Annotated in this window: 33 protein-coding genes; all 33 read left to right on the top strand. The window is 41.1% G+C overall.

The window, feature by feature from the left end; all coding sequences use genetic code 11:
• Positions 1–253 precede the first annotated feature (253 nt).
• Complete coding sequence (locus tag AC4HAO_RS10765) at positions 254–994, top strand: hypothetical protein (protein WP_491135342.1); 741 nt, start codon at positions 254–256, stop codon at positions 992–994.
• A 167-nt stretch (positions 995–1,161) separates the two neighbouring features.
• Positions 1,162–2,256: a hypothetical protein gene (locus AC4HAO_RS10760; protein WP_491094040.1), complete on the top strand. Its 1,095-nt coding sequence runs from the start codon at positions 1,162–1,164 to the stop codon at positions 2,254–2,256.
• A gap of 180 nt (positions 2,257–2,436) precedes the next feature.
• Positions 2,437–3,921 (top strand): threonine synthase, encoded by a 1,485-nt coding sequence (gene thrC / locus AC4HAO_RS10755; protein ID WP_491135341.1) that lies wholly within the window; start codon positions 2,437–2,439, stop codon positions 3,919–3,921.
• 30 nt (positions 3,922–3,951) lie between these two features.
• A complete protein-coding gene (locus tag AC4HAO_RS10750) occupies positions 3,952–5,232 on the top strand; it encodes an MATE family efflux transporter (protein WP_491094045.1) in 1,281 nt (426 codons plus the stop codon).
• Positions 5,233–5,436: 204 nt separating this feature from the next.
• The gene (gene rpsJ, locus AC4HAO_RS10745) at positions 5,437–5,745 is read left to right on the top strand and encodes a 30S ribosomal protein S10 (protein ID WP_002959404.1); all 309 of its coding nucleotides are present in this window, start codon (positions 5,437–5,439) and stop codon (positions 5,743–5,745) included.
• Between the two features lie 71 nt (positions 5,746–5,816).
• A complete protein-coding gene (gene rplC, locus AC4HAO_RS10740; RefSeq protein ID WP_447453118.1) occupies positions 5,817–6,443 on the top strand; it encodes a 50S ribosomal protein L3 in 627 nt (208 codons plus the stop codon).
• A 23-nt stretch (positions 6,444–6,466) separates the two neighbouring features.
• Positions 6,467–7,090, top strand: a complete 624-nt coding sequence (rplD, locus tag AC4HAO_RS10735; RefSeq protein WP_491094038.1) for a 50S ribosomal protein L4 — start codon at positions 6,467–6,469, stop codon at positions 7,088–7,090.
• Positions 7,090–7,386 carry a 50S ribosomal protein L23 gene (locus AC4HAO_RS10730; protein WP_447453116.1) on the top strand — a complete coding sequence of 99 codons (297 nt, stop codon included), beginning with the start codon at positions 7,090–7,092 and terminating at the stop codon, positions 7,384–7,386. The genes rplD and AC4HAO_RS10730 overlap by 1 nt, the downstream gene beginning before the upstream one ends.
• Before the next feature lie 18 nt (positions 7,387–7,404).
• Positions 7,405–8,238: a 50S ribosomal protein L2 gene (gene rplB / locus AC4HAO_RS10725; protein WP_447453115.1), complete on the top strand. Its 834-nt coding sequence runs from the start codon at positions 7,405–7,407 to the stop codon at positions 8,236–8,238.
• 232 nt (positions 8,239–8,470) lie between these two features.
• Positions 8,471–8,749, top strand: a complete 279-nt coding sequence (rpsS, locus tag AC4HAO_RS10720; protein ID WP_447453114.1) for a 30S ribosomal protein S19 — start codon at positions 8,471–8,473, stop codon at positions 8,747–8,749.
• Positions 8,750–8,765: 16 nt separating this feature from the next.
• The gene (gene rplV / locus AC4HAO_RS10715) at positions 8,766–9,110 is read left to right on the top strand and encodes a 50S ribosomal protein L22 (RefSeq protein WP_491135340.1); all 345 of its coding nucleotides are present in this window, start codon (positions 8,766–8,768) and stop codon (positions 9,108–9,110) included.
• A 12-nt stretch (positions 9,111–9,122) separates the two neighbouring features.
• On the top strand, positions 9,123–9,776 hold the full coding sequence (rpsC, locus tag AC4HAO_RS10710; RefSeq protein ID WP_447453112.1) for a 30S ribosomal protein S3: 654 nt from the start codon (positions 9,123–9,125) through the stop codon (positions 9,774–9,776).
• Between the two features lie 3 nt (positions 9,777–9,779).
• Complete coding sequence (gene rplP, locus AC4HAO_RS10705; protein WP_447453111.1) at positions 9,780–10,193, top strand: 50S ribosomal protein L16; 414 nt, start codon at positions 9,780–9,782, stop codon at positions 10,191–10,193.
• A 9-nt stretch (positions 10,194–10,202) separates the two neighbouring features.
• Positions 10,203–10,409: a 50S ribosomal protein L29 gene (rpmC, locus tag AC4HAO_RS10700; protein ID WP_447453110.1), complete on the top strand. Its 207-nt coding sequence runs from the start codon at positions 10,203–10,205 to the stop codon at positions 10,407–10,409.
• Positions 10,410–10,436: 27 nt separating this feature from the next.
• Positions 10,437–10,697: a 30S ribosomal protein S17 gene (rpsQ, locus tag AC4HAO_RS10695; RefSeq protein WP_447453109.1), complete on the top strand. Its 261-nt coding sequence runs from the start codon at positions 10,437–10,439 to the stop codon at positions 10,695–10,697.
• A 24-nt stretch (positions 10,698–10,721) separates the two neighbouring features.
• Complete coding sequence (gene rplN, locus AC4HAO_RS10690; RefSeq protein WP_491094036.1) at positions 10,722–11,090, top strand: 50S ribosomal protein L14; 369 nt, start codon at positions 10,722–10,724, stop codon at positions 11,088–11,090.
• 108 nt (positions 11,091–11,198) lie between these two features.
• Positions 11,199–11,504: a 50S ribosomal protein L24 gene (gene rplX / locus AC4HAO_RS10685; RefSeq protein ID WP_491094035.1), complete on the top strand. Its 306-nt coding sequence runs from the start codon at positions 11,199–11,201 to the stop codon at positions 11,502–11,504.
• A 26-nt stretch (positions 11,505–11,530) separates the two neighbouring features.
• Positions 11,531–12,073 carry a 50S ribosomal protein L5 gene (gene rplE, locus AC4HAO_RS10680; protein WP_447453106.1) on the top strand — a complete coding sequence of 181 codons (543 nt, stop codon included), beginning with the start codon at positions 11,531–11,533 and terminating at the stop codon, positions 12,071–12,073.
• 17 nt (positions 12,074–12,090) lie between these two features.
• Positions 12,091–12,276, top strand: coding sequence for a type Z 30S ribosomal protein S14 (locus AC4HAO_RS10675; RefSeq protein ID WP_002959375.1), 186 nt, complete (start codon positions 12,091–12,093; stop codon positions 12,274–12,276).
• Positions 12,277–12,738: 462 nt separating this feature from the next.
• Positions 12,739–13,137 carry a 30S ribosomal protein S8 gene (rpsH, locus tag AC4HAO_RS10670; protein ID WP_447453105.1) on the top strand — a complete coding sequence of 133 codons (399 nt, stop codon included), beginning with the start codon at positions 12,739–12,741 and terminating at the stop codon, positions 13,135–13,137.
• Positions 13,138–13,337: 200 nt separating this feature from the next.
• A complete protein-coding gene (rplF, locus tag AC4HAO_RS10665) occupies positions 13,338–13,874 on the top strand; it encodes a 50S ribosomal protein L6 (RefSeq protein ID WP_491094034.1) in 537 nt (178 codons plus the stop codon).
• Between the two features lie 102 nt (positions 13,875–13,976).
• Positions 13,977–14,333: a 50S ribosomal protein L18 gene (gene rplR / locus AC4HAO_RS10660; RefSeq protein WP_003001342.1), complete on the top strand. Its 357-nt coding sequence runs from the start codon at positions 13,977–13,979 to the stop codon at positions 14,331–14,333.
• Between the two features lie 18 nt (positions 14,334–14,351).
• Positions 14,352–14,846, top strand: coding sequence for a 30S ribosomal protein S5 (gene rpsE / locus AC4HAO_RS10655; RefSeq protein WP_447453103.1), 495 nt, complete (start codon positions 14,352–14,354; stop codon positions 14,844–14,846).
• A 14-nt stretch (positions 14,847–14,860) separates the two neighbouring features.
• The gene (gene rpmD, locus AC4HAO_RS10650) at positions 14,861–15,043 is read left to right on the top strand and encodes a 50S ribosomal protein L30 (protein WP_447453102.1); all 183 of its coding nucleotides are present in this window, start codon (positions 14,861–14,863) and stop codon (positions 15,041–15,043) included.
• 136 nt (positions 15,044–15,179) lie between these two features.
• Positions 15,180–15,620, top strand: a complete 441-nt coding sequence (rplO, locus tag AC4HAO_RS10645; RefSeq protein WP_491135339.1) for a 50S ribosomal protein L15 — start codon at positions 15,180–15,182, stop codon at positions 15,618–15,620.
• Between the two features lie 15 nt (positions 15,621–15,635).
• Positions 15,636–16,940 (top strand): preprotein translocase subunit SecY, encoded by a 1,305-nt coding sequence (gene secY, locus AC4HAO_RS10640; protein WP_491094033.1) that lies wholly within the window; start codon positions 15,636–15,638, stop codon positions 16,938–16,940.
• Between the two features lie 93 nt (positions 16,941–17,033).
• Positions 17,034–17,672, top strand: a complete 639-nt coding sequence (locus AC4HAO_RS10635) for an adenylate kinase (protein ID WP_491094032.1) — start codon at positions 17,034–17,036, stop codon at positions 17,670–17,672.
• A 118-nt stretch (positions 17,673–17,790) separates the two neighbouring features.
• Positions 17,791–18,009: a translation initiation factor IF-1 gene (gene infA / locus AC4HAO_RS10630; protein WP_001040189.1), complete on the top strand. Its 219-nt coding sequence runs from the start codon at positions 17,791–17,793 to the stop codon at positions 18,007–18,009.
• A gap of 25 nt (positions 18,010–18,034) precedes the next feature.
• Entirely contained in the window at positions 18,035–18,151 is a 117-nt protein-coding gene (gene rpmJ / locus AC4HAO_RS10625) for a 50S ribosomal protein L36 (protein ID WP_002959355.1), read from the top strand.
• Between the two features lie 17 nt (positions 18,152–18,168).
• On the top strand, positions 18,169–18,534 hold the full coding sequence (gene rpsM, locus AC4HAO_RS10620) for a 30S ribosomal protein S13 (protein ID WP_447453098.1): 366 nt from the start codon (positions 18,169–18,171) through the stop codon (positions 18,532–18,534).
• 17 nt (positions 18,535–18,551) lie between these two features.
• Entirely contained in the window at positions 18,552–18,935 is a 384-nt protein-coding gene (gene rpsK / locus AC4HAO_RS10615; RefSeq protein ID WP_001118387.1) for a 30S ribosomal protein S11, read from the top strand.
• Positions 18,936–18,987: 52 nt separating this feature from the next.
• Positions 18,988–19,926: a DNA-directed RNA polymerase subunit alpha gene (locus tag AC4HAO_RS10610; RefSeq protein WP_491094031.1), complete on the top strand. Its 939-nt coding sequence runs from the start codon at positions 18,988–18,990 to the stop codon at positions 19,924–19,926.
• Between the two features lie 17 nt (positions 19,927–19,943).
• A complete protein-coding gene (rplQ, locus tag AC4HAO_RS10605) occupies positions 19,944–20,330 on the top strand; it encodes a 50S ribosomal protein L17 (protein ID WP_491094030.1) in 387 nt (128 codons plus the stop codon).
• The last annotated feature ends 457 nt before the right edge of the window (positions 20,331–20,787 follow it).

The raw sequence follows: 20,787 nt of genomic DNA, 5'->3' as shown, positions 1-20,787 counted from the left end.
TGAGGCTTTTTGCTTTGAAGTTCTTGAAGTTTTAAAACCCAAAACTTAGCGCTCGATATTCTTGATGAACTTGTTGTTAGCGTCTAACTTGACAGTAGGTTGGTATTGGTTTAGGAAAAGGGACATTGGTAATTAATTAACTAGAGGATTTTCACCTTGAACAATCGTGCTATTTATTTAATTAGTTAAAAAGATTGACGGTTGGTTGAATAAGTGGTAATATTTCCTTAAATAAAACAAAAGGGAGAATGTTGTGTCACAAAATACGATGAATCAAGGCTTTGTTCAACAGCCTATGCCGGAGCAATTTTCTAATCAGCCACAGAAGCAGCCAAATACTAAACTGATTGTAACTATTATCTTATCTGTTGTTGCTGCTCTCGTTCTAATTGGAGGTGGCGGCACCCTCTATTATTATATATCGGGTAATATTAATGGAGATTACAGTGCAACATCGCTTGAAAAGGAATTTTCAAAAAAATTAGAAGAAACTGATAGTGATTATGATAGTTCAAGCTTTGACAGTGACACAGTGAAGGCTGAGTTTGATGTCAAAATTGATGGTGACAAAGCTGTGGGGACAGTTAAGGTCTCTTTTGATAGGGATAAGTTATATAAAACTTATAAAGAGGGTATAGATAGCTATGACTTCAGTGCGGATGAGTTAAAAAAGGCTGGACTTCCTTCAAATAAGGAGGAATTCTTGGATGAATTTGATTCGAATATTCAAGACTCTATCGGAGAAGACGAGTTTAGTTATAATTCTAAGGCAGGCACAGCTTCCGCAACCTTATTCAAGGGAAATGTTAATCGCTGGTCAAGGTCAATTGTCATTACTGACTATTACAGCAGTGAAGATTTTCTAGACGATGATGATGGATTGGATGCTATAAATGCTCTTGAAAAAGGAAAAGATATTCACTATAAAAAGACATCGTCAGGTATCGTTCTTGAAGGTAAAGACGATAACATTGATTTAGACAAGGATAATTAGAGAAATAGACTGGGGTCTGGGATAGGCTTCAGTTTTTATATCCTCCGCTAGGAGAGTCTTTTGCAGGTAGGTTTGACAGGAAAAGGAAAGCGTGGTAGGATAAACTTAAATTATTCTGAATTTTTAAAGTTTAAAACTTATTTTATAGTTAAATAAAAGGAGACGCTATGTCGCAAGAAGATTTTAATAAAGTGCCTGATTATTCCGAGTCAGAATCCCTACAACAGTATGGTTCAGCTTCAGAAACGACTGCGTTTCAGAAATCACCGACAACTACCCCTGATCAAGCTGTTGATAATCTTGCGTCATCAACACAGCTAGCAGGGATGCAGCACCAGCAGAATCCCACCTTTGGTCAAGCATCTATCCCTGATCCGCGAGCTAGCCAGTCAACTAATTCCCAGATAAATCAACAAGTTAATACTGAGACTGCAGACTCAGCGACCCTTAACACGGGTTCACCAACTCCAGTCGCAGGAGGAATTGGACAAACTTCAATGGCCTCGCAGCCAGTTGCTTATACAGGAACAGCTATTTCTGGTAGTGTGCCAGTTCAACAAGGGATATCTGTGCAGGGAAGTTTTGTAGCACCGCAGAAGCCTCATAATACTAAGAAGATTGTCTGGAGTATTATAGCTTCTGTGTCAGCTGTCATTTTAATTGCTGTTGGAATTTTAGTTTACCGTCAGCTCTCAGGAAATGTCGACGGAAGTTATCAAGTAAAAGAGTTACAAGCAGATTTGAAAGATAATCTAGCCGGTACTAGTTTTGATGGTATCGACGGCCTAAATTATTCAGATTTTAGTGATGATCTTGCTGTGGAAACAGTAATCGAGGATGATGTTGTTAAGGCAAGGATCATCTATTCTGTTGATTATGATAGTTTCTACGATCTTGTAAAAAAAGAATACAGTTCTACCTATTCTAGTTATAAGAGTGATTTCTCAACTGATGAATGGAATTATTTGATGGATACTCTGATTGAGGGTGCCGGCTACGATGAGAGTGGTTTTGAGAAAATTTTGTCTGAGGAAGTTGATGAAAATGGCTTTGAATATGATGACGATAAAGGTCTAGTTACAGGAGCTATTTTTGAAGGGAAGGTTAATCGTGTTAAGGGCAAAATTGAAATTACAAAGGTCAATTCTGATAGTGATTTGAGTGATTTTGAGAAAGGGCAGCAAATTTCTTATAAAAAGACGGCCTCAGGTTTAACTTTGAAAGACGAGGATGGAGGCACGATGGAATTTAATAAGGATTAAATACAGCGGAGACTGGGTGAGAGTACTCATCGGTCTTTTTTGTTTGCGATTCCCGAATTATTGTTTCTATTGAATGAGAAGGAGGCAGTTGTGCTGGGTAATCATTATAAAAGTAGGCTTCCAAATTTTCTGACAACTGTGTTATAATATTTCAAAGACTATCAAAAAGAGGATGACATCATGACATTAGTTTACCAATCGACGCGAGATGAAGATAATCAGGTAACAGCCAGTCAGGCTATTTTACAGGGGCTAGCGGCAGATGGTGGGTTATTTACCCCCTTAACTACGCCCGACATTAATCTTGACTTCGATAAGCTGCAAAACGCTTCTTATCAGGAGGTAGCTAAATTGGTTTTATCGGCCTTTTTAGATGATTTTACTGAAGATGAGCTGGATTATTGTATCAGCAATGCCTATGATAGTAAGTTTGATACTCCTGCTGTTGCTCCTTTAGTTAAACTAGGAAATCAGTATAATTTAGAACTTTTTCATGGGTCTACTATTGCCTTTAAAGATATGGCCCTATCTATTCTTCCTTACCTTCTAACAACGTCTGCTAAGAAGCAAGGGGTAGATAATAAGATTGTTATTTTGACAGCAACTTCTGGAGATACTGGGAAAGCTGCTATGGCTGGCTTTGCAGATGTGGCAGGAACAGAAATTATTGTGTTTTATCCTAAAGGTGGTGTCAGCAAAATTCAAGAACTTCAAATGACTACTCAGGTTGGTACAAATACACATGTAATTGCGATTGAAGGAAATTTTGATGATGCCCAGACTGATGTTAAGCGTATGTTTAATGATGCCAATTTGCGTGAAAAGCTCCTAGCTAATCACATGCAACTGTCGTCAGCAAATTCGATGAACATTGGGCGTTTGGTTCCACAGATTGTCTACTATGTCTATGCTTATGCACAGCTGATAAAATCTGGAGAAATACGCAATGGAGATACTATCAATGTTACTGTGCCTACGGGTAATTTTGGGAACATCTTAGCGGCCTACTATGCGCGCAATATTGGGGTTCCAATTAAGAAACTGATTTGTGCTTCTAATGAAAATAATGTTTTGACGGATTTCTTCAAAACTGGTACCTATGATAAAAAGCGTAGCTTTAAGGTAACCAGCAGTCCTTCTATGGATATTTTAGTCTCTTCAAATTTGGAACGCTTAATCTTTCACATATTGGATAATAATGCGGTGAAAACTAAGGAATTGATGGATGCTTTGAGTCAACAAGGAGAATATAGTTTGGAACCTATCCGGACAGATATTCTGGAGTTGTTTGCTGCTGGTTTTGCAACCGAAGAGGAAACTGAAGCTGAGATAAAGCGGATTTATAAACAGTCGCATTATGTTGAGGATCCACATACGGCGGTAGCTTCGGCAGTATATCAAGCTTATCGGAAGGAAACTGGTGATCGGTCGCCTGTTGTAATTGCCTCAACCGCTAGTCCTTATAAGTTTCCGCGTGTGGCTGTTACGGCTGTCACTGGATTGGATGCCGGAGATGATTTCAAGGCTGTGGAAGAGCTTTATCACTTATCGGATGTGGCTGTTCCGCGCGCAGTTGCTGGTTTAAAGACTGCACAGGTGCATCACCAAAAAGTTGTAGCGATGACTGCTATGCAGGAAGCTGTAGAGAACTATTTAGGAGTTTAAGAAAAGCCCTTGGGCTTTTTTGTTTATGATATGAGACATCGAAGACAAATTATGACCTTGGCTCTGCCAGCTATAGTTGAAAACCTTTTGCAAATGTTAATGGGAGTTGTTGATAACTACCTAGTGGCTCAGATAGGTATTATTGCAGTATCAGGTGTTTCGGTAGCTAACAATATTTTAGCCATTTATCAAGCCGTATTGATTGCTCTAGGGAGTGCAGCAGCTAGTTTGATTGCCAAAAGTTTAGGAGCTGGCAATCAAAGGATGAGTAAGCAACACATCTGGGACGCTCTTTTATTGACGACGGTCCTCAGTTTACTCCTTGGCTTAGTCTCTATTCTTGCTGGTCGCTATCTATTAAGGCTTCTAGGGACTGAATGGGCAGTGAGCCTAGCAGGGGGAAGTTATTTAGCGATAGTAGGGGGCGGCATTGTCACCTTGGGCTTGATGACTGTCATGGGGAATATTTTAAGGGCTCAAGGTCGTCCTCGCATTTCCATGTATGTTAGTGTTTTGTCCAACTTTATCAATGCCGTTTTATCGGCAGTAGCGGTTTTTATTTGCCATTGGGGTATTGTTGGAGTTGCTTGGGCGACGGTTTTTTCGCGTTTAATTGCTTGTGTCATTTTATGGCGGTCGTCACGTTTGCAAATGCGAGATTTTAAAATTAGTCGGCTATGGAATCGTGACCTACTGGCCTTGGCTCTGCCTGCTTCAGGTGAGAGATTAATGATGCGAGCTGGTGATGTTCTTGTTGTCAGTTTGATCGTTGGTCTTGGGACTAAGGTTGTTGCTGGCAATGCTATTGGTGAAACCCTTACTCAATTCAACTATATGCCTGGTATGGGAGTGTCTACCGCTGTTGTTATTTTAGTAGCTCGTTGTTTGGGTGAAGAGGATTATAGTTCCTTGAAGGCCATAGTACGTGAAGCATACTGGCTGGCTGTTTTATTGATGGTGATAGTTGGTGGGGGCATTCTTCTTTTAGCCCCCCAAATGTCTGGTTTATTTACCGATGATCCGCTTGTTCTTGCTAGCAGTAGTGTTGTCATCTTCTATTCCTTTATTGGGAGTTTAGCAACTGCGGGCACACTAGTTTATACTGCTGTTTGGCAGGGATTAGGACGGGCTAAGTTGCCCCTGTATGCCACAACACTAGGCATGTGGGTGATTAGGATCGGCTTAGGTTATCTGCTGGTATCTTGTATGGGCTATGGTTTAGCTGCTGTGTGGATAGCTACGATAGCAGATAATATATTTCGCTTTCTATTTCTGTATATACGCTATTATACCTATAAACTTATTCAGTAGTTGACTGGATAAGTTTTTTATTAAAAAAAGGTAAAAAGCCTTGCCAACCCTTGATATTTCTGGTATTATATTGTGGTGCTGTGAAAAAACAGCTTTAGCTATGATACAAGAGGTTGCGACACGCTCGGCTGCATTGCCACGCAGTAGCCTGTCGGTTTTCTTGAGGAGCTAGCCTATTATCGTAAATAGACGAGAGGAGAAAAGATGGCAAACAAAAAAATCCGTATTCGCTTAAAGGCGTACGAACACCGTACTCTTGACACTGCGGCAGAAAAAATCGTAGAAACTGCTACACGTACGGGGGCCTCAGTTGCGGGACCAATTCCGCTGCCAACCGAACGCAGTCTTTACACCGTTATCCGCGCGACTCACAAATATAAAGATTCGCGTGAACAATTTGAAATGCGTACTCACAAACGTCTGATTGACATTGTGAATCCAACGCAGAAAACTGTTGATGCCCTTATGAAGTTGGATCTTCCAAGTGGCGTTAACGTAGAAATTAAACTTTAAGTTTGATTTTTGAGCACAAAAAACGCTCGTAAAAAACTTTTTAAAAAATAAAGTAAAGGAAATATTTTCTCATGACAAAAGGAATCTTAGGGAAAAAAGTGGGAATGACTCAAATCTTCACTGAATCTGGTGAATTTATCCCTGTTACTGTCATCGAAGCAGCACCAAATGTTGTTCTTCAGGTTAAAACTGTTGAATCAGACGGTTATGAAGCAGTTCAGGTTGGCTTTGATGATAAACGTGAGGTATTGAGCAACAAACCTGCCAAAGGTCACGTGGCAAAAGCTAGCACGGCTCCTAAGCGCTTCATTCGTGAATTCAAAAACATTGAAGGCTTGGAAGTTGGTTCAGAATTGACTGTTGAACAATTTGAAGCTGGGGATGTTATTGATGTAACTGGTACAACCAAGGGTAAAGGGTTCCAAGGTGCCATCAAGCGCCATGGACAATCTCGTGGCCCTATGGCTCACGGTTCTCGTTACCATCGTCGTCCTGGTTCTATGGGACCGGTTGCACCTAACCGCGTATTTAAGAACAAACATTTGGCGGGACGCATGGGAGGTAACCGTGTAACTATTCAAAATCTTGAAGTTGTACAAGTTATTCCAGAGAAAAATGTTATCTTGATCAAAGGTAATGTTCCAGGTGCTAAGAAATCACTTATCACCATTAAATCTGCAGTAAAAGCTGCTAAATAAGAGGAAAGGAGAAAACAGTTATAATGGCAAACGTAAAACTATTTGACCAAGCTGGTAAGGAAGTTAGCACAGTTGAACTGAACGATGCAGTCTTCGGTATTGAACCAAACGAATCAGTAGTGTTTGATGTGGTTATCAGCCAACGCGCTAGCCTTCGCCAAGGTACACACGCTGTTAAAAATCGCTCTGCTGTATCTGGTGGTGGTCGTAAACCATGGCGCCAAAAGGGAACTGGACGTGCCCGCCAAGGTTCTATTCGTTCTCCGCAATGGCGTGGCGGTGGTGTTGTCTTTGGACCAACACCGCGTTCTTATGCTTACAAATTCCCGCAAAAAGTTCGTCGCCTTGCTCTGAAATCAGCTTTCTCAGCTAAAGTGGCTGAAGATAAGTTGGTTGCTGTAGATGCTCTTTCATTTGCAGCACCAAAGACTGCTGAATTTGCAAAAGTTTTAAGCGCACTGAGCATTGATTCGAAAGTGCTTGTTGTTTTGGAAGAAGACAACAAAGCTGCTGCTTTATCAGCACGCAATCTTCCGAATGTAGCAGTTGCAACTGCTACAACAGCAAGTGTTCTTGACATTGTAAATGCAGACAAACTTCTTGTTACAAAAGACGCAATCTCTACAATCGAGGAGGTTCTTGCATAATGAACTTGTACGACGTAATCAAAAAACCTATTATTACTGAAAAATCAATGCTTGATCTTGAAGCTGGCAAATACACATTTGAAGTTGATACACGTGCACATAAACTCTTGATTAAACAAGCTGTCGAAGCTGCTTTTGATGGGGTTAAGGTTGCAAGTGTTAACGTCGTTAATGTCAAGCCAAAAGAAAAACGCATGGGTCGCTATGTAGGTTTTACGAGTAAAACTAAAAAAGCGATTGTTACGCTTACAGCGGACTCAAAAGCAATTGAGTTGTTTGCAGCTGAAGCTGAATAATCTAAGGAGGGATAAAACGTGGGTATTAAAGTTTATAAACCAACGACAAATGGCCGTCGTAATATGACTTCTTTGGATTTTGCTGAAATCACTACAAGCACTCCTGAGAAAAGTTTGCTTGCTCCCTTGAGCAAGACAGCCGGCCGTAATAACAATGGTCGCATCACTGTTCGCCATCATGGTGGAGGGCACAAACGCCACTACCGTATTATCGATTTTAAACGCAATAAAGATAATGTTGAAGCGGTTGTAAAATCAATCGAATACGATCCAAACCGCACTGCAAATATTGCACTTGTCCACTACACTGACGGTGTTAAAGCTTACATCATTGCGCCGAAAGGTCTTGAGGTGGGTCAACGTATCGTTTCTGGTCCAGAAGCAGATATAAAAGTTGGTAATGCGTTGCCACTTGCTAATATTCCAGTTGGTACAGTTATCCACAATATTGAATTGAAGCCTGGTAAAGGTGGGGAGCTTGTGCGTGCAGCTGGAGCTTCTGCGCAGGTTCTTGGTCAAGAAGGTAAATACGTTCTTGTCCGCCTGCAATCAGGTGAAGTTCGCATGATTCTTGGTACTTGCCGCGCTACGGTTGGAACAGTTGGTAATGAGCAACAATCACTTATCAATCTCGGTAAAGCTGGCCGTAATCGCTGGAAAGGTGTTCGCCCAACCGTTCGTGGTTCTGTAATGAACCCTAACGATCACCCACACGGTGGTGGTGAAGGTAGAGCACCAGTTGGCCGTAAAGCGCCTTCTACTCCTTGGGGTAAACCTGCGCTTGGTCTTAAAACTCGTAATAAGAAAGCTAAATCAGACAAACTTATTGTTCGTCGTCGCAACGAAAAATAAATTCTGTAATCACATATCCGCCAGCTCGGTAGGGTTTATCAGGAAAAAGGTGCAATTTAGGGTGATTAATTGGTACTGTTTGTTTCACGCAGTGGTTGCTGGGAGTTTTTATAGCGTAGCTAAAAAACTGCGGATCGGCTGTGTGGAGAGCAGGATAATGGATTAGCTTGGATTGGGGCCTTGTCCTGTTCCCAAGCCGCTGTGGTTTATTATTAAAGGAGAATACATATAAATGGGACGCAGTCTTAAAAAGGGACCTTTCGTCGATGAGCACTTGATGAAAAAAATCGAAGCTCAAGCAAACGAAGAGAAGAAAAAAGTTATTAAAACTTGGTCACGTCGTTCTACGATTTTCCCAAGTTTCATTGGTTATACAATCGCTGTTTATGATGGACGTAAACACGTACCAGTTTACATCCAGGAAGACATGGTAGGTCATAAACTTGGTGAGTTTGCACCAACGCGTACTTACAAAGGTCACGCTGCAGACGATAAGAAAACACGTCGTTAATTAGGAGGAGGACACAATGGCAGAAATTACTTCAGCTAAAGCAATGGCTCGTACAGTGCGTGTTTCACCTCGTAAAACACGTCTTGTTCTTGATCTTATCCGTGGCAAGAATGTTGCTGATGCGATTGCAATCTTAAAATTCACACCAAACAAAGCTGCTTGTATTGTTGAAAACACACTTAATTCAGCAATTGCTAATGCAGAGAATAACTTTGGTTTGGAAAAGGCAAACTTGGTTGTATCTGAGACTTTCGCTAATGAAGGACCAACAATGAAACGTTTCCGTCCTCGCGCAAAAGGTTCAGCTTCACCAATCAACAAACGCACAACTCACGTTACAGTAGTTGTAGCAGAAAAATAAGGAGGTAAAATCGTGGGTCAAAAAGTACATCCAATTGGTATGCGCGTCGGAATCATCCGTGATTGGGATGCGAAATGGTATGCTGAAAAAGAATACGCAGATTACCTTCATGAAGATTTGGCAATCCGCAAGTTTATTAATAAAGAATTGGCAGATGCTTCGGTTTCAACTATTGAAATCGAGCGTGCTGTAAATAAAGTTATCGTTTCTCTTCACACGGCTAAACCAGGTATGGTTATCGGTAAGGGCGGCGCTAACGTTGATGCGCTTCGTGCTAAGTTGAATAAATTGACTGGTAAACAAGTGCATATCAACATTGTTGAAATTAAGGCACCTGATTTGGATGCGCACCTAGTTGGTGAAAGTATTGCTCGCCAATTGGAACAGCGTGTTGCTTTCCGCCGTGCTCAAAAGCAAGCTATCCAACGCACAATGCGTGCAGGTGCTAAAGGGATTAAAACACAAGTATCTGGACGTTTAAATGGTGCAGATATTGCCCGTGCTGAGGGGTACTCAGAAGGTACAGTTCCACTTCATACGCTTCGTGCAGATATTGACTATGCTTGGGAAGAAGCAGATACCACTTATGGAAAACTTGGTGTTAAAGTTTGGATCTATCGTGGTGAAGTGCTTCCAGCTCGTAAGAACACTAAAGGAGGCAAATAACAAATGTTAGTACCTAAACGTGTTAAACACCGCCGTGAATTCCGCGGTAAAATGCGCGGTGAAGCAAAAGGTGGCAAAGAGGTAGCATTCGGGGAATTTGGCCTTCAAGCTACAACTAGTCACTGGATTACTAACCGCCAAATCGAAGCAGCCCGTATCGCTATGACACGTTATATGAAACGTGGTGGTAAGGTTTGGATTAAAATCTTCCCGCACAAATCATATACTGCTAAAGCTATCGGGGTACGTATGGGGTCTGGTAAAGGTGCACCTGAAGGTTGGGTAGCACCAGTTAAACGTGGCAAAGTGATGTTTGAAATCGCTGGTGTTTCTGAAGAAGTCGCTCGTGAAGCCCTTCGTTTGGCTAGCCACAAGTTGCCAGTTAAGACTAAATTCGTAAGGCGTGAAGCAGAATAAGGAGAAGACATGAAACTTAAAGAAATCAAAGAGTTTGTCGCTGAGCTTCGTGGCTTGTCTCAAGAAGAACTTGCTCAAAAAGAAAGCGAACTGAAAAAAGAACTTTTTGATCTTCGTTTTCAAGCAGCTGCAGGTCAACTTGATCAAACTGCTCGCTTGAACGAAGTCAAGAAACAAATTGCACGTGTGAAAACTGTGCAGTCTGAAATGAAATAATAGATTGGGAAAGGAGTTAATCTAATAATGGAACGTAATCAACGTAGAACCCTTGTTGGACGCGTAGTCTCAGACAAGATGGATAAAACAATTACTGTTATAGTTGAAACAAAGCGTAACCACCCAGTCTATGGTAAACGTATCAACTATTCTAAGAAATATAAAGCACATGATGAAAACAATGTTGCTAAAACTGGCGATATCGTCCGTATCATGGAAACTCGCCCACTATCGGCTACTAAGCGCTTCCGTCTTGTAGAAGTAGTGGAAGAAGCTGTTATTATCTAATCAAACTAAAAGGAGACATTTGAAATGATTCAACAAGAAAGTCGCTTGAAAGTTGCTGATAATAGCGGTGCTCGTGAAATCTTGACCATCAAAGTTCTCGGTGGTTCAGGGCGTAAATTCGCTAACATCGGTGACGTTATCGTGGCCACCGTTAAACAAGCTGCCCCTGGTGGAGCTGTTAAAAAGGGTGATGTTGTTAAGGCTGTTATTGTACGTACTAAGTCAGGTGCTCGTCGTCCAGATGGTTCATATATCAAATTTGACGACAATGCAGCTGTGTTGGTTCGTGATGATAAAACACCTCGTGGAACTCGTATTTTCGGACCAGTTGCCCGTGAATTGCGTGAAGGTGGCTTCATGCGTATTGTATCTTTGGCGCCAGAAGTTCTCTAACTTCCGCCTTAGTTGCTTGCTAAAACAATAAAAACAAACTAGTCCCCTAGATTATCAATCTAGGGTGCCCTGTCAAAGGGCGTAAGAAAGAAATAGGAGAAATACTCAATGTTTGTAAAAAAAGGCGATAAAGTTCGTGTTATTGCTGGTAAGGACAAGGGTACTGAAGCTGTTGTCCTTAAGGCACTTCCAAAAGTGAATAAGGTTGTGGTTGAAGGTGTTGCTATGATCAAGAAACATCAAAAGCCAAACAATGAAAACCCTCAGGGTGCTATCGTTGAAAAAGAAGCGCCTATCCATGTATCTAACGTTCAGGTTCTTGATAAGAACGGTGTTGCTGGTCGTGTCGGTTATAAGTTTGTTGACGGCAAAAAGGTTCGTTACAACAAAAAATCGGGCGAAGTGCTTGATTAATCACGAAGGAAAGGAGAAAAGTATAAATGGCTAACCGTCTTAAAGAAAAATACACTAATGAAGTGGTTCCTGCTTTGACAGAAAAATTTAACTACTCATCAGTTATGGCCGTTCCTAAAGTTGAGAAAATCGTTCTTAACATGGGTGTTGGTGATGCTGTAAACAATGCTAAAAATCTGGAAAAAGCTGCTGCTGAGCTAGCACTTATCTCAGGTCAAAAACCATTGATTACCAAAGCGAAAAAATCTATCGCCGGCTTCCGCCTTCGTGAAGGGGTAGCAATCGGTGCTAAGGTCACATTACGCGGTCAACGCATGTATGAATTTTTGGATAAATTGGTTTCTGTTTCTCTTCCACGTGTCCGTGACTTCCATGGTGTTCCAACAAAATCTTTTGATGGACGCGGAAATTACACACTTGGTATTAAGGAACAATTGATTTTTCCAGAAATCAATTTTGATGATGTTGATAAAGTACGTGGTCTGGATATTGTTATTGTAACAACTGCTAACACTGACGAAGAGTCACGTGAATTGTTGGCGGGGCTTGGAATGCCTTTTGCAAAATAAATTAGGAGGTAAATAAATTGGCTAAAAAATCTATGATTGCTAAGAACCACCGCAAAGCGAAGTTCTCTACGCAAGCTTATACTCGTTGCGAACGTTGTGGCCGTCCACACTCTGTTTACCGCAAGTTTAAACTGTGCCGTGTTTGCTTCCGTGAATTGGCATATAAAGGTCAAATTCCAGGCGTAACAAAAGCGTCTTGGTAAAAACATGATGTGAGAGCGTTAAGCTACCAAAACAAAAATAGGAGAATCGACGGAGAGTCTGAAGACTCTAGGAAATTTTACACCTAAAGGTGGCCACATCTGTAATCTAGCTAAAGCTAGAACAGATGCGTCTCTTTTTTGTACAGGTAGTCACTCGAACTCAAATAACATGATACTAAGCTCGTGATGAACAAAGCAAAATTAGGAAATCGAGGAAGTTTGCTTGCAAACAAGTCGATCTATCTATTTTGCACGGTTCATGGGGCGAGTTCAACTAACATGATACAAATCTTGTTCGCTGATGTGAGCACGGGGAAAAGCCTGTGCGAAAAGGACAAACTCTTCTAGAAACTGAGGTTTCTGCGCCGAGTTTCCTATTTTTGCGGTGGTTTTTACCGCCCTTTGTATCAATTTAACTAGCAAGTGAGAGCTTCAAACTACTAGTAAGAGGAGAATAATTTAATGGTTATGACTGACCCAATTGCAGACTTTTTGACACGCATTCGTAATGCTAACCAAGCAAAACATGAAGTGCTTGAAGTACCTGCATCAAAGATCAAAAACGGGATTGCAGAAATCCTTAAACGCGAAGGTTTCGTGAAGAATGTTGAATTTGTTGAAGACAACAAACAAGGGATCGTCCGTGTTTTCTTGAAATATGGTCAAAACGGTGAACGTGTTATCACTAACTTGAGACGTGTTTCAAAACCAGGTCTTCGTGTTTACACAAAACGTGAAGAACTTCCAAAGGTTCTTAATGGCCTTGGAATTGCAATTATTTCTACATCAGAAGGTCTTTTGACAGATAAAGAAGCACGTCAGAAGAACGTTGGTGGCGAAGTATTAGCTTACGTTTGGTAATCTCGTAAGAGGTGCCAACAAACTTGCTCATTGAACACGGGCTAAAACCTGTGTGAAAAAGATAAACTTTCCTAGAAACCTGAGTTTCTGCGTCAAGTTTCCTATTTTCACTTCGGTTTTTGACGCCCTTTGTATCATGAGCACCCCGTGAAAACTAGTCGCTTAAAGCGGCCTGATAATTTAACAGGAGAAAAGAAAATATGTCACGTATTGGTAATAAAGTTATTGTATTGCCTGCTGGAGTTGAACTCAGTAACAAGGACAATGTAGTAACTGTAAAAGGACCTAAAGGTGAACTCACTCGGGAGTTTAACAAAAACATCGAAATTAGAGTTAATGGTAATGAAGTAACTCTTCATCGTCCAAACGACTCCAAAGAAATGAAAACAATCCACGGAACGACCCGTGCTAACCTCAACAATATGGTGGTCGGTGTTTCTGAAGGATTTAAGAAAGAACTGGAAATGCGCGGGGTTGGTTACCGTGCACAGCTTCAGGGCTCTAAGCTTGTGCTTTCTGTTGGTAAATCACACCAAGACGAAGTTGAAGCTCCAGAGAATGTCACGTTTGAACTACCAAGTCCAACGCAAATCGTGGTTCAGGGTATCAACAAAGAAGTTGTTGGTCAAACAGCAGCTTACATTCGTGGTCTTCGTTCACCAGAACCCTATAAGGGCAAAGGTATTCGTTACGTTGGTGAATATGTTCGCCGCAAAGAAGGTAAGACAGGTAAATAATAGATGGTGTCAGATGCAGATTTTTTCTGCTATCTGTCATTCTCTAAATTGACGAGAGTTGGCTCAAACTAACTCATCATAGAAATTTAAGAGGTGAAAATTGTGATTTCGAAACCAGATAAAAATAAAATCCGCCAAAAACGCCATCGTCGTGTTCGCGGAAAACTCTCTGGAACTGCTGATCGCCCACGTTTGAACGTATTTCGTTCTAATACAGGCATCTACGCTCAAGTAATTGATGACGTAGCGGGTGTAACGCTCGCAAGTGCTTCAACTCTTGACAAGGAAGTTTCTAAAGGAACAAAGACAGAGCAAGCCGTTGTGGTTGGTAAACTTGTTGCTGAACGCGCAGTAGCTAAAGGTATTTCTGAAGTGGTGTTTGACCGCGGTGGATATCTCTATCACGGACGTGTGAAGGCTTTGGCTGACTCAGCTCGTGAAAACGGATTGAAATTCTAATAGGGAGGACACAAAAACATGGCGTTTAAAGACAATGCAAATGAATTTGAAGAACGCGTCGTTGCCATCAACCGAGTTTCTAAAACTGTAAAAGGTGGACGTAACTTGCGTTTTGCAGCACTTGTTGTTGTAGGTGACCGTAATGGTCGCGTTGGCTTCGGAACAGGTAAGTCTAAAGAAGTACCGGAAGCTATTCGAAAAGCAGTCGAAGCTGCTAAGAAGAACCTCATTGATGTTCCTATGGTTGGTACTACTATCCCTCATGAAGTTTATACAAACTTCAGTGGGGCACGTGTACTGTTGAAACCAGCTGTTGAAGGTTCTGGGGTTGCTGCAGGAGGTGCTGTTCGTGCCGTTGTTGAATTGGCTGGTATTGCTGATGTGACATCTAAATCACTTGGGTCAAATACCCCTATCAACATCGTTCGTGCAACTGTTGAAGGTTTGAAGCAATTGAAGCGTGCAGATGAAGTAGCTGCTCTTCGCGGTATTTCAGTTTCTGATCTAGGCTAAGAAAGGAGATTACTATGGCTCAAATTAAAGTTACTTTGACTAAGTCTCCAATTGGCCGTAAACCAGAACAACGTAAAACAGTTGTGGCTCTTGGACTTAGCAAAATGAACAGCTCAGTTGTCAAAGAAGATAATGCTGCTGTTCGTGGTATGATCAATACGGTCTCTCATTTAGTGACTGTAGAAGATGTAAAATAAAATTATAATAAGTCGCAAGGTTTTTCTTTGCGACTTATACTAAATTAAGAGATAATGTATAGGCGAGTTTTTGGGGAGAGTCCTTTTCCCTTCTCAAAGGCGCTAGCATTTTACAAAAAAGGAGAAAAAATTAGACATGAAACTTCATGAATTGAAACCAGCTCAAGGCTCTCGCAAGGTTCGTAACCGTGTAGGACGTGGGACATCATCAGGTAATGGTAAAACCGCAGGCCGTGGTCAAAAGGGTCAAAAGGCTCGCAGCGGCGGTAGTATTCGCCCAGGATTTGAAGGTGGACAAACACCATTGTTCCGTCGCCTGCCAAAACGCGGTTTTACTAATGTCAACGCTAAAGAATATGCCATTGTAAACCTTGATCAATTAAATGCTTTTGAGGATGGCGCAGAAGTAACACCAGCTGCTCTGAAAGAAGCTGGTATTGTTCGTGCTGAAAAATCAGGTGTTAAAATCCTTGGTAATGGTGAGTTGACTAAGAAATTGACCGTTAAAGCGGCTAAATTCTCTAAATCTGCTGAAGCAGCTATAACTGCTAAAGGTGGTTCAATCGAAGTCATCTAATGAGGGGTACTCATTATGTTCTTTAAATTATTATTTGAAGCATTGCGCTTGAAAAATGTCAGGAGAAAAATCCTCTTTACAATTTTCATTATCTTGGTCTTCCGTATTGGTGCGCACATTACGGTTCCAGGAGTCAATGCGACAAGCCTTGAGAATATGAAGGACTTACCCTTCCTTAATATGCTCAATTTGATTAGTGGTAGTGCTATGGGGTCCTTCTCGATCTTCGCATTGGGGGTTAGTCCTTATATCACTGCTTCCATTGTTGTTCAGCTTTTACAGATGGACATCTATCCTCGCTTTGTTGAGTGGAGTAAACAGGGAGAAGTTGGCCGCCGTAAACTTAATCAGGCGACACGGTATATCTCACTGGTTCTGGGATTTGTTCAATCGGTTTCCATTACCGCAGGCTTTAATGTTCTGGCTAGTTCGCAACTTTTAGCCAATCCTAGCCTAAAAACTTATCTTACGGTAGGCTTGATATTAACAACTGGTACAGTCATTGTGACATGGCTGGGTGACCAGATTACTGATAAAGGTTTTGGTAATGGGGTCTCTATGATCATCTTTGCAGGGATCATTGCCCAGATTCCAGATGCTATCAAGTCCATTTACAATGAATACTTTGTGAATGTTGAATCTGGACAGATGACGAATTCTCTGATTTATGTTGGCTTGCTCATCTTTGCAGTTTTGGTTATCATCTTTTTTACTACTTTTGTACAACAAGCTGAATATCAAATTCCAATCCAATATACTAAATTGGCACAAGGGGCACCGACAAGTTCGTACTTGCCATTGAAGGTTAATCCTGCAGGAGTTATTCCTGTTATCTTTGCTAGTTCGATTACGGCTGCTCCAAGCTCAATTATCACTTTCCTTCAAAGTACCAACACAAATATTCCTTGGTTAGACACCTTGCAGGAACTGTTTTCTTATCAATCGCCAACAGGTATGGCGATTTATGCAGTGTTAATTGCTTTGTTCTCGTTCTTTTATACCTTTGTTCAGGTTAATCCAGAAAAAACAGCAGAAAATTTGCAGAAAAACGCTTCCTATATTCCAAGTGTTCGGCCTGGCCGCGAGACGGAACAGTATCTTTCGTCCTTGTTGAAAAAATTGGCAACAATTGGTTCGCTTTTCTTAGCTTTTATCGCTCTAATCCCAATTATTGCGCAGCAAGTCTTTAATTTATCATCGGCTGTTGCTTTGGGAGGAACTAGTTTGCTTATCTTAATTTCAACTGGTATTGAAGGAATGAAGCAATTGGAAGGCTATCTTCTTAAGAAAAAATATGTTGGATTTATGAATGCAGAATAGAATACAGGTTGACATTGTCAACCTTTCTATTTTGTTTTTTGATAAGCTTGCCAGACTGGTAGGCTTATTTAAAAACAAAATAAGGAGACGATTATGAATCTTTTAATCATGGGACTGCCAGGGGCAGGCAAAGGTACTCAGGCTGCTAAAATTGTTGAGCAGTTTGGGGTGGCCCATATCTCAACAGGGGATATGTTCCGCGCTGCAATCACCAACCAAACAGAGTTAGGATTGTTGGCAAAATCCTATATGGATAAGGGAGACTTGGTACCTGATGAAGTGACTAACGGTATTGTCAAGGAGCGTCTAGCACAAGAGGATATCAAGGAAAAGGGCTTCTTGCTAGATGGCTACCCACGAACTTTGGAACAGGCAGAGGTGCTGGATGCTATTTTGAAGGAGCTTGATTTAAAACTGGATGCAGTTGTAAATATTGAGATCGCCTCCAGCAAATTGGTTGAGCGGTTGAGCGGGCGTATTATCAACCGCAAGACAGGGGAAACTTATCATAAAGTCTTTAACCCACCTGCTGATTATAATGAAGAAGACTACTATCAACGCGATGATGATAAGCCTGAGGCTGTTAAACGTCGCTTAGAAGTGAATATTGCTCAAGGTCAGCCTATTATTGCTTATTATCGCCGTCAAGATCTGGTTTATGATATTGAAGGGGACCAAGATATCGAAGATGTCTTTAAAGATGTGAGCAAAGCAATTTCAGGCTTGAAATAATTTGGCTATCCTACTTGCGCAAGCGTTGAACTTGTGTTATCATAGTATAGTCTGACTTATAATTGTTACCCCTGTGTCTTCAGGGGTAATCGAATCGAAATTTAGGGGGTACTTTTGCGTGGCAAAAGAAGATGTGATTGAAATTGAAGGCAAGGTTGTTGAAACTATGCCGAATGCTATGTTTACGGTTGAGCTTGAAAACGGGCATCAGATTTTAGCAACTGTCTCTGGTAAAATCCGCAAGAATTATATTCGTATTTTGGTTGGAGATCGTGTGACTGTTGAAATGAGTCCCTACGACTTGACACGTGGACGCATCACATACCGCTTTAAATAATCGAAATAATTGGAGGGATTAAAATATGAAGGTAAGACCATCGGTTAAACCAATTTGCGAATACTGTAAGGTTATTCGTCGTAACGGTCGTGTTATGGTTATTTGTCCATCAAATCCAAAACACAAACAACGTCAAGGATAAGATAGAAAGGAGAAAAAATGGCTCGTATTGCTGGAGTTGATATTCCAAATGATAAACGTGTAGTGGTTTCGCTAACTTATATTTACGGAATCGGTTTGACAACATCACAAAAGATCTTGGCAGCAGCTGGTGTCTCAGAAGATATCCGTGTTAAAGATTTGACGACTGATCAAGAAGATGCTATCCGCCGTGAAGTTGATAGTATCAAAGTTGAAGGTGATCTTCGCCGTGAAGTAAACATGAATATCAAGCGTCTGATGGAAATCGGTTCTTACCGAGGAATTCGTCACCGCCGCGGACTTCCTGTCCGCGGACAAAACACGAAAAATAATGCTCGCACACGTAAAGGTAAAGCTGTTGCGATTGCAGGTAAGAAAAAATAATATAGGAGGTAAATAAATTGGCTAAACCAACACGTAAACGTCGTGTGAAGAAAAACATCGAATCTGGTGTTGCTCATATTCATGCTACTTTTAACAACACTATTGTTATGATTACAGATGTGCATGGTAACGCTTTGGCATGGTCATCAGCAGGTGCTCTTGGTTTTAAGGGTTCTCGTAAATCTACACCATTTGCTGCTCAAATGGCTGCAGAAGCTGCCGCGAAGTCAGCCCAAGAACATGGTTTGAAGACGGTTGAAGTTACTGTAAAAGGCCCTGGTTCAGGTCGTGAATCAGCTATTCGTGCCCTTGCAGCAGCAGGTCTTGAAGTCACTGCAATTCGTGATGTGACTCCTGTGCCACATAATGGTGCTCGTCCTCCAAAACGTCGTCGTGTATAATCGTAACGAATTTTACTAACCGTACACTACATCGTTTTGAGGGAGTATTTAAATGATTGAGTTTGAAAAACCAACAATAACAAAAATTGATGAAAATAAAGACTATGGCCAATTTGTTATCGAACCACTTGAACGTGGCTACGGAACAACTCTAGGTAACTCTCTTCGTCGTGTACTCTTGTCTTCACTTCCGGGTGCAGCGGTGACATCTATTAAAATTGATGGGGTACTTCACGAGTTTGATACCATTCCGGGTGTCCGTGAAGATGTGATGCAAATTATCCTTAATATTAAAGGATTGGCTGTAAAATCCTACGTTGATGAGGAAAAAACGATTGAGCTTGATGTCCAAGGTCCAGCAGAAATAACTGCAGGTGATATTTTGACGGATAGTGATATCGAAATTGTAAATCCTGACCATTATCTCTTTACGATTGCTGAGGGACATAGCTTTAAAGCAAGTATGACTGTTGCTAAGAATCGTGGGTATGTTCCTGCAGAAGGCAATAAGAATGGAAGTGCCCCAGTAGGAACTTTAGCAGTAGATTCAATCTACACACCTGTTAAAAAAGTTAATTACCAAGTTGAGCCAGCTCGCGTTGGTAGCAATGATGGCTTTGATAAATTGACGATTGAAATTATGACGAATGGGACAATTATCCCCGAAGATGCCTTAGGTCTCTCTGCGCGTGTCTTGATTGAGCATTTAAACCTGTTTACTGATTTGACTGAAATCGCTAAGACAACTGAAGTCATGAAGGAAGCAGAAAGTGTTTCAAATGACCAAGTGTTGGATCGTACAATCGAGGAGATTGATTTGTCGGTTCGTTCATATAACTGTTTGAAACGTGCAGGTATCAATACTGTATTTGACCTCACTGAAAAAACAGAGCCTGAAATGATGAAAGTTCGCAACTTGGGACGCAAGAGTCTTGAGGAAGTTAAAGTAAAATTAGCTGAGCTTGGTCTAGGGCTTAAAAATGATAAATAATAATATAGGAGGATAAGATGGCTTACCGTAAATTAGGACGCACTAGCTCTCAACGTAAAGCGATTCTTCGTGATTTAACTACTGATCTCTTAATCAATGAATCAATCGTAACGACTGAAGCTCGTGCTAAAGAAATTCGTAAAACTGTCGAAAAAATGATCACCTTTGGTAAACGTGGTGATTTACATGCTCGCCGTCAAGCAGCTGCTTTTGTGCGTAACGAGATTGCATCTGAAAACTACAACGAAGAAAGTGATGAGTATACTTCAACAACTGCTCTTCAAAAGCTTTTTGATGATATTGCACCGCGCTATGCCGAGCGCAATGGTGGTTACACTCGTATCTTGAAGACGGAACCTCGTCGTGGCGATGCTGCACCAATGGCAATTATTGAACTTGTATAAGATCATCAATTTTGTTGAGTGTTATGATGATGGATACTACTAGTAAGTATAAGTATCTTAGTCTAGCTCTGGTCTACCGCTGGAGGAGTTTTTCCTTCAGCGGGAACACTCATCATAAGGAATGGAAAAAGCGATGCAACGCTTGTTTACGAGAGAATTTTTCGATTAGAATTTTTTCCCGTAAGCAGGCGTTTTTAAGGCTATCAGTTTAAGGAACTCTACCAACTATAAACTTGTCATTAAGCATGGAGTAGAATCACGAGTGAATTACACCCGTCTCTCTGAAGTGTTTTTCTATACGGTACTTTAGCCAACTCCATTTTAGAACTTTCAAATTTGAAAAAAACTTAATAAAACGAAAAAAGGTCGCAAAAAGTATTGACAAAGGGGTAGGGGTTTGATAGAATAAAGGAGCTGTTTTCGAGAGGGGACAGTTCAAGACCTTTGAGAACTGAAT

The organism is Streptococcus sp. ELY_137 (assembly GCF_058314515.1).
This window is presented reverse-complemented; position numbering and strand designations above follow the sequence as displayed.